This is a genomic window from Pseudanabaena sp. FACHB-1998 (assembly GCF_014696355.1).
In the GTDB taxonomy this organism is placed as follows: Bacteria; Cyanobacteriota; Cyanobacteriia; order Pseudanabaenales; family Pseudanabaenaceae; genus Pseudanabaena.
This window is the reverse complement of record NZ_JACJQA010000024.1, coordinates 166,204-180,398: the sequence shown is the minus strand read 5'-3', so window position 1 is coordinate 180,398 and position 14,195 is coordinate 166,204. Positions and strand designations below refer to the sequence as shown.

The following is a 14,195-nucleotide window of genomic DNA, read 5'->3' as shown; positions in this document are numbered from 1 at the left end:
CCTGCGTTATACTCTGACCAGTTGCGGATCTGATATTGCTCTTTCATTGGCTGTTTTGCCATCCTTATTTATATTTAATCTACCCTTCCATCCCTCTTTTATGCAACAACGCCGTTACTTCCCTTAGAAAATGACCATTAGCTTTATCGCAGTTAACAAAGCCTTTGGAGGAAACATTCAATGAATACTCAATTAGTGGATTCGATCGCCCAGTTAATCAAATCCCTCCCCGAAGAAGATCGCTCATTACTGAGGGATAAGTTACTAACTGACCTCTTCATCCCAATTCTAAACACCCAAACATCCCCATCTCAAAACATACAACCCGAATCACCCAAACAAGAACCTAACTTAAACCTAGCCCACTTATCAACCCTAAGCGATCAGCAAATAGTCGCCCTCACTGAACTTCAGATGGAACCATCTCAAGATCAAAGATTAAGTCAACTTTTACAGACCCAACAAGAAAGACCACTGAACATTGCCGAGCAATCCGAACTAGAAATGTTAATGGGAATCTATCAAGCAGGGCTACTTCGCAAAGCCCAAGCCCTGAATGAAAGCGTCAAACGCGGACTAAGACAACCATTAAGCGCATGAGTAGCAGGATTTCCGAAGAAACTAGAGCTAGGGTTCGGACGGCAGCAAAAGATTGTTGTGGCTATTGTCGTAGTCAGCAAAAATATGTTTTGGGAATGCTAGAAATTGATCACATTATTCCCACAGCCCAAGGCGGCACTGATGACGAAAAGAACCTATGGCTTGCTTGTCGATTATGCAACAGTTTTAAAGGAACTCAAACCCATAGACAAGATCCAGAAACAGATCGTCTAGTACAACTCTTCAACCCGCGCACCCAAAAATGGCATCGACATTTTACTTGGTCAGAAAATGGTACACATATTGTCGGGCGCACAGCCTGCGGTCGCGCCACAGTTCTCGCTTTGCAACTTAACAACACCTGTGCATTGATGGTCAGACGTGAATGGATTAGCGCAGGTTGGCATCCGCCCAAAGAAACTGAGACTAAAATCGATTAAAAAGGCATTTGAGCAAGGAGCAAAAAATAAGATTGATCTGTGTCACTGGTAAATCAGAAATCTTTACCCCATTAGCTTAGGTGGCGATCACATTGGTATAGAGAGCATTTGTTAAGGAACTTGAGTATTTTGCTCTTTTCCCCTTCTCTTATCTCTTATCTCAGGTTGAGATTCTATGTTTAGGAACCCTTTCACGTCTTTATATGCACTACTAAGCGCAAAGCGCTGTAAGATATTGTTTCTTGCAGTGATTTTAGAATAGTTAAAGCGCTTATGCTGGCGAAACGCATTTTGCCTTGTCTCGATGTTAAAGCAGGTCGAGTTGTCAAAGGAGTAAACTTTGTTGATCTCAAAGACGCAGGCGATCCTGTAGAACTCGCGCAGGCTTATAACATTGCAGGAGCCGATGAGCTAGTATTTCTAGATATTACTGCTACCCATGAAGATCGCAACATTATTTTAGATGTTGTTTATCGCACAGCCGAGCAAGTATTTATTCCCCTCACCGTTGGTGGTGGAGTTAGAAATTTAGACAACATTCGAGAATTACTTAGGGCGGGTGCGGATAAAGTCAGCATGAATTCAGCAGCCGTCAGTGATCCAGATCTGATTAATCGCAGTAGCGATCGCTTTGGTAATCAATGCATAGTTGTAGCGATCGATGCCAGACGTAGAAACGATCCTCAAAATTTAGGTTGGGATGTCTATATACGCGGAGGACGGGAAAATACGGGTATTGATGCTCTATGGTGGGCGCAAGAGGTAGTCAAACGGGGTGCTGGCGAAATTCTGCTTACTAGCATGGATGCCGATGGCACAAAAGCAGGCTACGATCTCGACCTTACTCGTCAAGTTGCCGATTTGGTAGAAGTCCCTGTAATCGCTTCTGGCGGGGCAGGAAATTGCGAGCATATTCGTCAAGCATTAACCGAGGGTAGGGCAGAAGCTGCCCTATTAGCTTCGCTCTTACACTATGGAGAGCTAACAATCTCCGAAATTAAAGATTATCTGAGTACCAGCCAAATTCCCGTAAGAATTCAGTAAAACAAAAGTACAAAATGGCACTGCCATTTTGTACTTTTGTTTTACTGAGTTTGATTTTTAATTCACAAAAGTGTACTGACACTTTTGTGAATGGGGATTACGAATTGATATTTGGACAAATAAGATTTTTAGTCACAATATTTTTTAAGTCCGCTACTCCCTTTCCAGTATTAGCTGTGCGGCACTTAGCGCCGCACAGCTAATACTGGAAAGGCAAGGACGTATTTATTTAGCAATAGTTAAGATGAGTATAAATACTTATCTTCTTTTAGTGTTTGTACAAAGAAAATCCCAAATAAAATTCCTGACCAAAACTCATTTAAGGCATTTTTAAAGCCACTGGTTTTAGTACTGGTATATTGTTAGCTAATATACTCAACCTTTCTGTATATTCCCAAGGGAATACACAAAAACAGTCTTAACACTTTTTTAATATTTGTTGTCACATGTAAATACTTGTAAACATAATTAAAACCTTTGCTCAGAAAGGGTTTTGAGATTATAAGCATTTTGTCAGAAGTCAAACGTAAAGATGTGTTAAGCTAATTTCAAATCCATATAAATACTCGTAGTTAAAGCAGGATTTAAGATTATGACCATTGCAATGGGCAGGTCGCAAGAAGTCGAAAGAGGATGGTTTGACATCGTTGACGACTGGCTAAAGCGCGACAGATTTGTATTTATTGGTTGGAGTGGCTTATTGCTATTCCCCACTGCATTTTTATCAATTGGTGGCTGGTTCACAGGCATCACCTTTGTATCTTCTTGGTACACCCACGGTCTAGCTTCTAGCTTCCTCGAAGGATGCAACATCTTGACCGTAGCCGTTTCTTCTCCTGCTTTGAGCGTAGGTCACTCCTTGCTATTGCTATGGGGACCCGAAGCTCAAGGTGATTTTACTCGCTGGTGTCAAATCGGCGGTTTATGGACATTCCTAGCCCTACACGGCGCTTTTGCTTTGATCGGCTTCATGCTACGTCAATTTGAAATCGCTCGTCTAGTTGGTATCCGTCCTTATAACGCGATCGCCTTCTCTGGCCCTATCGCCGTATTCGTATCCGTATTTTTAATGTACCCCTTGGGTCAATCTGGTTGGTTCTTTGGCCCTACCTTTGGTGTTGCTGGTATTTTCCGCTTCATCTTGTTCCTCCAAGGTTTCCACAACTGGACTCTTAACCCCTTCCACATGATGGGCGTAGCAGGTATCCTCGGTGGCGCATTGCTTTGCGCTATTCACGGTGCGACTGTAGAAAACACCTTGTTTGAAGATGGCGATGGTTCTAGTGCCAACACCTTTAAAGCTTTTAATCCAACCCAAGCTGAAGAAACCTACTCCATGGTTACAGCTAACCGCTTCTGGAGCCAAATTTTCGGTATTGCATTCTCCAACAAGCGTTGGTTGCACTTCTTCATGCTATTCGTACCTGTAACTGGACTATGGTTCAGCAGTGTTGGTATTGTTGGTTTAGCATTGAACTTGCGAGCCTATGACTTCGTATCTCAAGAAGTCCGCGCCGCAGAAGATCCAGAATTTGAAACTTTCTACACCAAGAACTTGCTCTTGAACGAAGGTATCCGCGCATGGATGGCTCCTCAAGACCAACCAGCCGAAAAATTTATCTTCCCTGAAGAAGTACTACCTCGCGGTAATGCTTTGTAAGTTTCCTCTATCTATAAATTTTGCTCAAACTTTAAGTTGAGCAAAATTTTTTAGCAACTTAGCTATCAGATATCGGCACAGTTAGACTAGTTTTTAGATTATGATGATTCTCATCAAAACTCTAGACGTTAGCAGCTAGAAAGCTGATATCTGATAGCTAAAAAATTATTTGCACTTTAAACCTATAAAAAGTTTTCTGGAGATAACCTCTCGTGACGACGACCATTAACTTAAACTCGCTAGGAGTAGGTGGGCGCACACAAGATACATCTGGCTTTGCTTGGTGGTCTGGCAACGCACGCCTTATCAACCTTTCTGGCAAACTGCTGGGCGCTCACGTTGCTCACGCTGGTCTGATTGTATTCTGGGCTGGTGCAATGACTTTATTTGAAGTCGCTCACTTTGTTCCTGAAAAGCCCATGTATGAGCAAGGCTTTATCCTTCTACCTCACATGGCAACTCAAGGCTGGGGCGTTGGTGCTGGTGGCGAAGTTGTTGACATCTTCCCCTACTTCGTAGTTGGCGTTTTACACCTCATCTCTTCAGCCGTTCTGGGCTTTGGTGGTATCTACCATGCTTTGCGTGGACCTGAAGTATTAGAAAACTACTCTTCTTTCTTTGGCTACGACTGGAAAGACAAGAACCAAATGACCAACATCATTGGGTATCACCTGATCGTGTTAGGTTTTGGCGCGCTCTTGCTCGTATTCAAGGCTATGTTCTTTGGTGGACTCTACGATACATGGGCCCCTGGTGGTGGCGATGTGCGGGTGATCACTAACCCAACTCTTAACCCTGTGGTCATCTTTGGCTACCTCCTCAACTCACCCTTTGGTGGAGAAGGTAACATCGTTGGTGTTGACAACTTAGAAGATGTAGTTGGTGGGCATATTTGGATCGGTTTGATCTGTATCAGTGGTGGTATCTGGCATATCCTCACCAAGCCTTTCGGCTGGGCAAGACGTGCTTTGGTATGGTCTGGTGAAGCATATCTCGCCTACAGTCTTGGTGCATTGAGCTTGATGGCATTCATTGCTACTTGCTTCGTATGGTTCAACAATACTGTTTATCCTAGTGAGTTCTTTGGTCCTACTGGTGCTGAAGCTTCTCAATCTCAAGCATTCACTTACCTTGTGCGTGACCAAAAGCTTGGTGCAAACATTGCAACCTCTCAGGGGCCTACTGGACTTGGTAAGTACCTGATGCGTTCTCCTTCGGGCGAAATCATCTTTGGTGGTGAAACCATGCGTTTCTGGGATTTCCGTGGTCCTTGGTTAGAGCCTCTTCGTGGACCTAGCGGTTTGGATATAGACAAACTCAAGAATGACGTTCAGCCTTGGCAAGTACGTCGTGCTGCTGAGTATATGACTCACGCTCCTTTGGGTTCTTTGAACTCCGTTGGTGGTGTTATTACGGAAATTAACGCAGTTAACTTCGTATCTCCTCGTTCTTGGTTGTCAACATCTCACTTCGTGTTGTCCTTCATGTTCTTAGTTGGTCACCTATGGCACGCTGGTCGCGCACGCGCGGCAGTTGCTGGCTTTGAAAAGGGTATTGACCGTAAGACTGAGGCTGTACTATCGATGCCTGATCTTGATAAATAATTAATTAAAAAAAGAGACGCTATGCGTCTCTTTTTCTAGCAAATAAAAAGGAGACGCATAGCGTCTCTTTTTTATTTAGTGTGTTTAGTTACTACCAGTAAATATGACATCAGGGAATTTTCCTTGAGCTTCTGTCATTGGGCGATTTTTACCCTCTTGCTGCCAGTAATTAATTACTTCGGTTGCCTTATTTAAAATCTCGATCCGATCTTGATCGGCAATCCAAGGCTTGCTTTCCATTTCTGATTTAAGTTGATCCCAAGCGTCATCACGGGGCCAAAAGAAATATTTGGTAAGAGGGCTAAAACCTTTGCCAACGACTTGATCGACGGCAAGAGCTACATTATTCTCTAACCATAAGATTTTTAGAATAAACTGGGACAATGCTACCTACCTCCAAGAAAAGTTAAATTACATATTAAAGTAGCGATCTTGCACTATAACATGATTGAAACCTCTAAATCCGTCTCAAATTTATTCGACTCAAGTATTTTTGTATTTGATATTGATGGTGTATTGCGTGATGTGTCTGGTTCTTATCGACGGGCGTTAGCGGATACTGTGGAGCATTTTACAAATTTGGCTTATCGCCCCACTCCCGAAGAAATTGATGATCTTAAGGCTGAAGGGATTTGGAATAATGATTGGGAAGCTTCTCAGGAGTTAATCAATCGATATTTTCAGGGATTGGGGGAAATATCGCGTATTTCCTATGAGGAGATTGTTGCATTTTTTCAGGGACGTTATCGAGGTCGTAATACGGATTGGTCAGATGGTTATATTGCCACGGAGCCTTTGATTGCCACGCAGAAATATTTTCAAGATTTGACTGCTTTGGGTATTGGCTGGGGCTTTTTTAGTGGGGCAACAAGGGCTTCGGCTAGTTATGTATTGCAGCGTTTGGCGATCGCCGATCCTGTATTAATCGCGATGGAGGATGCCGCAGGTAAGCCAAATCCTAAGGGTTTGTTATTAGCGGTGAAGCAAATTGAGGCAAAACAAGGTAAGGCAAAGCAGATAATCTATGTAGGCGATACGGTTGCGGATATGCTGACGGTTGTAAAAGCTAGAGATTATGATCCTAGTTACGATTATGTTGCTGTTGGTGTAATTCCACCTCATGTTGCGGAGGAATTGCGCGATCGCTATACAGATTTACTTAAGGACAATGGTGCAGATATTGTTTTAAATAGTGTTTTAGAGCTAACGCCCTAGATATTGCCCAAACCTCATTGACCATGTATAAGGTTAATTCGCGTTAACATAGATTTGGCTTTACAAGCTGTCCCTGTGTTAAGCATTTTAAAATTAATTTTTTATGTCAGAGTCCAAGCAATATTATTTTGTGGCTGCTAGCCGTAAGTATTTGTGTGAAGAAGAAGGAAAACCTTTAGGTGAGACTTTATCGGAGCGTCGGCGCAATTTTGAGGCTCGTAATCTCGAAGTTAACTTTTGGTTGATTGAGCAGCCTGCTTTTTTGGAAGCGCCTGAACTAGCGAGTATCAAAAAGCAAATTCCTCAACCTGCGGCGGCGATTATTACTACTGATGCGAATACTATGCGTTGGTTGAAGCTCAGACTTGAGTTTGTGGTCACGGGTGAGTTTATGGCTCCTAGCGTCTCTATTCCCGACGCTTTTGCGTCTTTAGCGATCGCCTAATACATCTCTTTATACCTATACCAAAGCACAAAATGGCTTTGCCATTTTGTGCCTTTAAAAACCTTACGGGGTATGGTTTCTAATTCACAAAAATGTGCCAACACTTTTGTGTATCCCCCCTTGTTGGCAAACTTTAAAGATAGCGGATTTAGTGGTTAAACCTTTTGGCGGCAATCCTATATTTGGTAAGCATTCTCCATACGGGTATGCAAATTTGGGATTTAAAGCGATCGCTACTCCTAGTCTTGTTCATAAAGTTCATAAATATAGCGATCAAGATTTATATAAAGTAATTGCCAGCAAGCCCCAATTGGAGACACAGGGTTTTAAAATCCCAAAATCAGAATTACGAGAATTAGTCTCAACTCATAGTTGTGAGCTAAGCCAGCGTTTTTCACTGCAAAAAGCGGGTAATACGATCGCCGAGTGTGAAGATATTTGGCATTATGCTGAAAGCGATCGCCAATTTTCTATAGCTCTATCCGATGGTGCAACCGAGTCTTCTTTTGCAAGAGAATGGGCGGAGGAGCTAGTTAGGAGTTTTGTAAAGCGCGATGTGTCATCAAATCAAGACGATTGCGAGAAGCGAGCATGGCTGCTACCACTTCAGACCTATTGGCAGCAATGGTTAGCTAGTCAAAACCTATCTTGGTTTGCTAAGCGGAAAGCGGAACAAGGAGCATTTGCAACTTTTGTCAGCTTAGAAATTTTTCCTAATAAGAAGTGGAAATCTTTAGCAGTAGGTGATTCTTGTGTGTTTATATTGCGCGATCGCCAATTACATAAGAGTTTCCCATTACAAAGTAGTCAAGAATTTAATAATAGACCGAGGCTGATTGGCACTCATCTGGCGGCGCATAACATCAGTATTTTGCAAATTGAAGGGGATTGGCAAAACGGTGATCGCTTTTATCTGGTGACCGATGCAATCGCCTGTTGGATTTTGAAGCAACTAGAAGCAAATCAAGATCCTTGGGTAAAATTAGAACAGATTAAGTCACAAGAAGCTTTTGCGGAATTTGTGAATGATTTACGCGATCGCCATGAGATGGCTAACGACGATACAACGTTGCTATGTCTAGAAATTAAGGATGCTCCTGAAATTTCTCCTGAAATTCCTTCTGAAATTTTTTGTGAGTCATGACAGATATCCAAACTTGGCCCCTAAATATTGACTTCACAATTGCTGTGCAGAATCCCCAGCTTTGCTTTGCTGATGCCGATCTCAAGCAAGCAAATACCACCAAAAATTCACGGGGAAGGGTGTTGTTGTGGTCAGGGAATTTTGCAACAGTTTACAAATTGACTAAAGGCGATCGCGCATGGGCAGTGCGCTGTTTTACGCGAGTTCCCCAATCAGATGTCCAGCAACGCTACCAATTGATTAGCGACTATCTGAGTCAGCATCCCATTCCTTATTTAGTTAATTTTGAGTTTCTTGCCCAAGGAATTTTAGTCAAAGGAGAGTGGTATCCCATCTTAAAAATGGATTGGGTGGAAGGAACGGAGCTAGATCGCTACATTGGGGAATATATTGATGATTCGCAGATCTTGCTTCGCCTAGAGCGCCAGTTGCACCAGCTTCAAAAGGATTTACAAAAAGTGGGGATCGCTCATGGCGATTTACAGCATGGCAATATCATGGTGGATGAGCATGGGGAACTCAAGCTGGTTGATTACGATGGAATGTATGTGCCTGCACTGCGTGGCACGCCACCTCTTGAGGTCGGTCATCCTAATTACCAACCGCCAAAGCGATCGCCTGAAGACTTTAGCGATCAATTAGATGAATTTTCCTTTGAGGTAATTTCTTTATCGCTGCGAGCCTTGGCAACTGAGCCGAACCTATGGGCAACTTTCCATGAAGATAATAAAAATTTAATTTTTCGCCAAAACGACTTTGAGCAGCCTGAGTCATCCCCTGTATTTCAGGCGATCGCCAATATTCCTGATGATGAAACTCGCGCCCTATGCGATCGCTTAATTCGGCGCTGTCATGGCAAGGATCAAAAAAATGCCGATCCTCAAGCCAACTTCTCGCCAACACCTAAATTTTTTAATTTTCCCAATCTTGCCCCACAGCAAACCTTAATCTTAATTAGTGTCATTGCCTTAGCATTAGGAGCCGCCTTTCTATGGACAAGACGCAGTCCATCAAACCCAATCATAACTATCCCCACGTCCATCCCTGTCCCTATTTCCCCCAAACCATCACCCACAAATAGCCCCACAAATAGCGCCAAGCCAAGTAATTCACCAGCCCCTGTCCCATCTTCGCCTAAGCTTACACCGATGAATGTGGCAACTTTCCAAACCAAATATGCGGAGGGACAACGCGATTTTCGTTATATCCAATTAACTGGTAATGCAGGCGATCGCCTCCAAGGACAAGATTTCAGCAATATTGATCTCAGTGGGTCAGTTATTGAAAAACTTGATCTGCGGCAAGTCATTCTCAGAAAGGCAAATCTCGATAATGCCAAACTCAATAAAATCGATCTCAGGGGCGCTGATCTTAGCAATGCCAGTTTGATTGAAGCTGATTTATCTTTGTCTAACTTAGCGGAGGCTAATCTCACACAGGCAAAATTATTACGCAGCAACTTAAGTCAAGTGAAACTAGGATCGGCTATTTTGCAAAAAGCGGACTTAATGAAAAGCAATTTAAGCGAAGCGGATCTTAATGCGGCTAATCTCAATGGTGCGATTTTAGTCCTCACAAATCTGCGTAAAGCTAATCTCACTAAGGCAAATCTGCGTGAGAGTAATCTCGCGGCAGCGAACTTGAGTGATGCTATTCTCGATGGCGCAGATTTAACTGCATCGGATCTGCGATCGGCTGAACTACATTTAACAAATCTCTCCAATGCCAATCTTAGTGGCTCAAATTTAACCTCTGCCAAACTAATTTTGATTGAGTTTGCAGGAACAAATCTCAGTGGGGCAAATTTTCGCAATGCCAGTATTGAAAATATTGGCAGCATTGAATCCGCCGATTTTAGCAATGCTCTTAACTTAGCGCCTAATCTCCGTAAATATTTTTGTTCTCTCGCCTCTGGCACTATTACTGAAAGTGGTAGTGCCACAAAATCAACTTTGAACTGTAACTAAAGCAGGCGAATCTTGTTTTTATGTGAGTGATAGCTATACGAAGTCTCAGATAAGCAGTAAAATCGTTGTGATTGGCGGAAATCGTCAAAACTAAACACTCAAAAAATGTCAACTCTTAGCAATTTACTGCTAGTCTGAAAAGCGCGAAAAGAGTATTAACGCAATGATCGAAGAAGAAAACTTACCCAACTCGGATGATCTCATCGACGAAGATGATGATGTTCTGGAGTCAAGATTACAACAATTGGCAACCGAAGAATTAGATCAACTCTCTAACTTAGAAGAGTCCTCCCCCGAAGCTAGTCAGTCAACTGATAAAGCTGCCGGCGAACCAAAACCCGAAAATAACAAAGCTAGCGCAGCCGCAGCCGCCACTCTAGAAAAAATTAATGGTTTGATCGCTGAGACGACTACTCTAAGAGAGCAATTAGATGATCGCAAACAACAGTACTTGCGACTATACGCTGACTTCGAGAATTTCCGTAAACGTACAGAGCGTGACAAGGAAGAGCAAGAAGGCACAATTACCTCCAAGATTCTCAAAAAAATCTTGCCAGTAGTTGATGATTTTGAACGCGCACAATTGCAAATCTCTCCTAAAACTGATGGTGAAGCTTCAATTCACAAAAGTTATCAGTCAGTTTATAAGCAATTGCTAAAATGTCTCAAAGAAACTGGTGTCGCGAGAATGGAAGCGGTCGGTCAAGAATTTGACCCCAATTTCCACGAAGCGATTATGCAGGAACCTTCCCCTGAGTATGACGAAGGTTTAATTATCGAAGAACTGCGCCCTGGGTATTTAGTCAGTGACGATCGCGTGTTGCGTCATGCACTGGTGAAGGTATCTTCGGGAAAAATTGACGGAGATAGTGCTACATCGGACAAAGCCCCTGACAATGCCTCTAGCGAACCTAGTTAATTAAAAAAACTAAATAACTAGACTAAATTATTCAAGATGCGATCGCGATTGCATCTTGAAATGCATTCTTAGGGTACATTATTCAGAAAATCACTAAGCTAAACTTTTAAAAAGCTTTTTACGGAACTGGCGATTATGTCGAAAGTAATTGGGATCGACCTTGGTACGACAAACAGTTGTGTTTCGGTCTTGGAAGGTGGAAAGCCTGTTGTCATCTCCAGTGCAGAGGGGGGAAGAACCACCCCGAGTATTGTCGCCTTTGTAAAGGACAGCAACGAACGGATTGTTGGGCAGGTTGCCAAGCGTCAATCTGTAACCAACTCGGTTAATACAATTTATAGTATTAAGCGTTTTATCGGTCGTGGTTGGGACGAAACTTCCGATGAACGTCGTCGTGTGCCTTATACAGCAGTCAAAGGTAAAGATCAAACTGTTGATGTCCAAATTGGTGATAAAACCTATACTCCCCAAGAAATTTCGGCCATGATCTTGCAAAAACTTAAGCAAGATGCCGAGAACTACTTAGGCGAAGAAGTTACCCAAGCCGTTATTACTGTCCCTGCCTATTTCACCGATACACAGCGTCAAGCAACCAAGGATGCTGGGGCGATTTCGGGCATGGAGGTTTTACGGATCGTCAATGAACCGACGGCTGCGGCTCTCGCCTATGGATTAGATAAACAGGATCAAGATCAGATTGTTCTCGTCTTTGACCTTGGGGGCGGCACGTTTGACGTATCAGTTCTGCAATTGGGCGATGGTATTTTTGAGGTAAAGGCAACTTCAGGAAATAACCACCTTGGTGGTGATGACTTTGATGCGGCGATCGTCGATTGGCTGATTGCCGATTTTAAAGAAAAGGAAGGCATTGATTTAGAAGCTGATAAAACCGCCTTACAACGACTCAAGGAGGCAGCCGAAAAAGCCAAGATTGAGCTATCAAGCGCCCCTTCTACTTTAATCAGCTTGCCCTTTATTGCTGCGGATGCCAATGGTCCTAAGACCATAGAACTTGACTTTACCCGTTCTAAATTTGACGAGATTACTGCGCCACTAGTTAAGGCAACGCTCGAACCAACGGCTCAAGCCTTAAAAGATGCAGGATTATTGCCTAAAGAAATTAATCGCATTATTTTAGTTGGTGGCTCTACCCGTATTCCCGCGGTACAGGAAGCTATATCGAGATTTTTTGATGGTAAAAAGCCCGATCAATCGGTAAACCCTGATGAAGCTGTGGCGATCGGGGCGGCTGTGCAAGCGGGGATTTTAGGCGGTGAAGTTAAGGATCTCCTACTGCTAGACGTAATTCCTCTGTCCATAGGCTTGGAAACTCAAGGCGGTGTATTCACCAAAAACCTAGAACGTAACACGACAATTCCCACCAGCAAATCCCAGATTTTCTCGACTGCCGTGGATAATCAATCAGCCGTGGAAATCCATGTCCTCCAAGGCGAACGAGCCATGGCAAAGGATAACAAGAGTCTTGGCAAATTTGAGTTAGAGGGAATTCGTCCAGCCCCTCGCGGTATTCCTCAGATTGAAGTTTCCTTTGACATTGATGCGAATGGCATTCTCAAGGTGTCTGCGCGGGATATTGATACTGGCGTTGAGCAAAGTATTAGTATTACAAACACTGGTGGCTTAAGTCCTAGTGAGATTGAGAGAATGCGGATGGAAGCCGAGGTCTATGCAGACGAGGATACAGCCCGTCGTGAGCTTGCTAATATGCGTAACCAAGCCTCTAACCTGATTCGGACTGTTGAGGAAATCCTTAGAGATAATGGTCCTACCGTAATTAGCCAAAGTATGCGCGAGACTCCGCTTAAAAATATGGAAATTCTCAAAAATCTCTACGAATCCGAAGAGGCTACCTATGAGGATCTCCAAATCGCGATTAAGCCTTTGCAGCAATCTTTGTTTGAGCTAACTCAAGCAGTTGAGAAGTACTCGCAAGTTGAGCGGGTCAAGCAAAAGCCCAGCGATTCTCTCGAATAATAGTGTTAAGGAGGTGCGAAGCGCCTCCTTAACACTATTATTCTAAAAAGACTGGCGATCGCTCATACTTCTCCTGAAGTCCAAAGCGCTGTATGATGACAAAGTTATAGTTGTATTTTTGGTTACAGTTGTCTTGTCCCAAATATTGACAACTGAATGCCTATTCTGTGAACCGTGAGCCGCTATGTCACTGTTTGATTGGTTTGCTGAAACACGCTCTCGCGCAAGTGAAGCATATCGCCGCAAAACTCCTAATTTAAATCAAGAATCTCAAGAACGCGAAATTCCTGATGGTTTGTGGCACAAATGTTCTATTTGTGGCGCTTTGACCTATGTCAAGGACTTGAAAACTAATTTGATGGTTTGTCCTGAATGTGGTCATCACAATCAAGTTAATGCCTATGAGCGCATAGCCCAACTGATCGATGCAGGTACATGGGAAGAGATGGATGCTGATTTAACTTCCTGTGATCCGCTAGGTTTTAAAGATCGTAAGCCTTATATTGATCGCATCAAAGAATACAGACAAAAAACGGGCTTAAGCGACGGTGTCATCACTGGCACTGGCAAGATCGATGGCTGTGATGCTGCACTTGCTGTAATGGATTTCCGATTTATGGGCGGTAGCATGGGATCTGTAGTTGGGGAAAAGATTACCCGTATGCTAGAAACTGCTACGGCAAAGCGTTATCCTGCTCTGATCTTTTGTGCGTCAGGTGGGGCGCGAATGCAGGAAGGGATTTTGAGCTTGATGCAGATGGCAAAGACTTCGGCGGCTTTAGAGCGCCATCGTCAAGCTAATTTGCTGTATATTCCTGTTTTAACTAATCCGACAACGGGTGGTGTAACCGCAAGTTTTGCGATGCTTGGTGATCTGATTTTGGCTGAGCCAAAGGCATTAATTGGATTTACAGGTCGTCGTGTCATTGAGCAGACTCTGAAGCAAAAAATTCCTGAAGGCTTTCAATCATCAGAATATTTGCTTGATCACGGTTTTGTGGATGCGGTTGTACCCAGAACAAAGCTGAAGCAAAATCTTGCCATGATTTTGAAAATGCACCAACCGCAACAAGCGGATATTAGTGGCGATCGCCATCTTAATGGTGCTGCTAAGGCTGAGGTTCATCTTATGTCTGAGCCAAGCTTATCTTCTGAAGTCTAG

13 protein-coding genes are annotated in these 14,195 nt (G+C 43.3%); 12 read left to right on the top strand and 1 reads right to left on the bottom strand.

Features of this window, described 5'->3' with window-relative positions; translation table 11 throughout:
• Positions 1 to 180 precede the first annotated feature (180 nt).
• The 5 genes from H6F42_RS08995 (at position 181) to psbC (ending at position 5,348) form a co-directional block, all read left to right on the top strand.
• Positions 181 to 600 carry a hypothetical protein gene (locus H6F42_RS08995; RefSeq protein WP_190399013.1) on the top strand — a complete coding sequence of 140 codons (420 nt, stop codon included), beginning with the start codon at positions 181 to 183 and terminating at the stop codon, positions 598 to 600.
• Positions 597 to 1,040 carry an HNH endonuclease signature motif containing protein gene (locus tag H6F42_RS08990; RefSeq protein WP_190399012.1) on the top strand — a complete coding sequence of 148 codons (444 nt, stop codon included), beginning with the start codon at positions 597 to 599 and terminating at the stop codon, positions 1,038 to 1,040. The genes H6F42_RS08995 and H6F42_RS08990 overlap by 4 nt, the downstream gene beginning before the upstream one ends.
• A 273-nt stretch (positions 1,041 to 1,313) precedes the next feature.
• The gene (hisF, locus tag H6F42_RS08985; RefSeq protein WP_190399011.1) at positions 1,314 to 2,084 is read left to right on the top strand and encodes an imidazole glycerol phosphate synthase subunit HisF; all 771 of its coding nucleotides are present in this window, start codon (positions 1,314 to 1,316) and stop codon (positions 2,082 to 2,084) included.
• Between the two features lie 592 nt (positions 2,085 to 2,676).
• On the top strand, positions 2,677 to 3,744 hold the full coding sequence (gene psbD / locus H6F42_RS08980) for a photosystem II D2 protein (photosystem q(a) protein) (RefSeq protein ID WP_190399010.1): 1,068 nt from the start codon (positions 2,677 to 2,679) through the stop codon (positions 3,742 to 3,744).
• A gap of 212 nt (positions 3,745 to 3,956) precedes the next feature.
• Complete coding sequence (psbC, locus tag H6F42_RS08975) at positions 3,957 to 5,348, top strand: photosystem II reaction center protein CP43 (protein ID WP_190399009.1); 1,392 nt, start codon at positions 3,957 to 3,959, stop codon at positions 5,346 to 5,348.
• Positions 5,349 to 5,432: 84 nt separating this feature from the next.
• Here psbC and H6F42_RS08970 read toward each other — a convergent pair whose 3' ends face one another.
• Entirely contained in the window at positions 5,433 to 5,732 is a 300-nt protein-coding gene (locus H6F42_RS08970) for a 30S ribosomal protein PSRP-3 (RefSeq protein WP_009627931.1), read from the bottom strand.
• Between the two features lie 60 nt (positions 5,733 to 5,792).
• Here H6F42_RS08970 and H6F42_RS08965 point away from each other — a divergent pair, with 60 nt between their 5' ends.
• The 7 genes from H6F42_RS08965 (at position 5,793) to accD (ending at position 14,195) form a co-directional block, all read left to right on the top strand.
• Positions 5,793 to 6,563 (top strand): TIGR01548 family HAD-type hydrolase, encoded by a 771-nt coding sequence (locus H6F42_RS08965; protein WP_190399008.1) that lies wholly within the window; start codon positions 5,793 to 5,795, stop codon positions 6,561 to 6,563.
• 103 nt (positions 6,564 to 6,666) lie between these two features.
• Positions 6,667 to 7,008: an MgPME-cyclase complex family protein gene (locus H6F42_RS08960; protein WP_190399007.1), complete on the top strand. Its 342-nt coding sequence runs from the start codon at positions 6,667 to 6,669 to the stop codon at positions 7,006 to 7,008.
• A 151-nt stretch (positions 7,009 to 7,159) separates the two neighbouring features.
• Complete coding sequence (locus H6F42_RS08955; RefSeq protein ID WP_190399006.1) at positions 7,160 to 8,152, top strand: protein phosphatase 2C domain-containing protein; 993 nt, start codon at positions 7,160 to 7,162, stop codon at positions 8,150 to 8,152.
• Positions 8,149 to 10,119: a pentapeptide repeat-containing protein gene (locus tag H6F42_RS08950; protein ID WP_190399005.1), complete on the top strand. Its 1,971-nt coding sequence runs from the start codon at positions 8,149 to 8,151 to the stop codon at positions 10,117 to 10,119. Before H6F42_RS08955 ends, H6F42_RS08950 begins: the two co-directional genes overlap by 4 nt.
• 163 nt (positions 10,120 to 10,282) lie before the next feature.
• Positions 10,283 to 11,038 (top strand): nucleotide exchange factor GrpE, encoded by a 756-nt coding sequence (gene grpE / locus H6F42_RS08945; protein ID WP_190399004.1) that lies wholly within the window; start codon positions 10,283 to 10,285, stop codon positions 11,036 to 11,038.
• A 135-nt stretch (positions 11,039 to 11,173) separates the two neighbouring features.
• Complete coding sequence (gene dnaK / locus H6F42_RS08940) at positions 11,174 to 13,033, top strand: molecular chaperone DnaK (RefSeq protein WP_190399003.1); 1,860 nt, start codon at positions 11,174 to 11,176, stop codon at positions 13,031 to 13,033.
• 184 nt (positions 13,034 to 13,217) lie between these two features.
• Complete coding sequence (gene accD, locus H6F42_RS08935) at positions 13,218 to 14,195, top strand: acetyl-CoA carboxylase, carboxyltransferase subunit beta (protein WP_190399002.1); 978 nt, start codon at positions 13,218 to 13,220, stop codon at positions 14,193 to 14,195.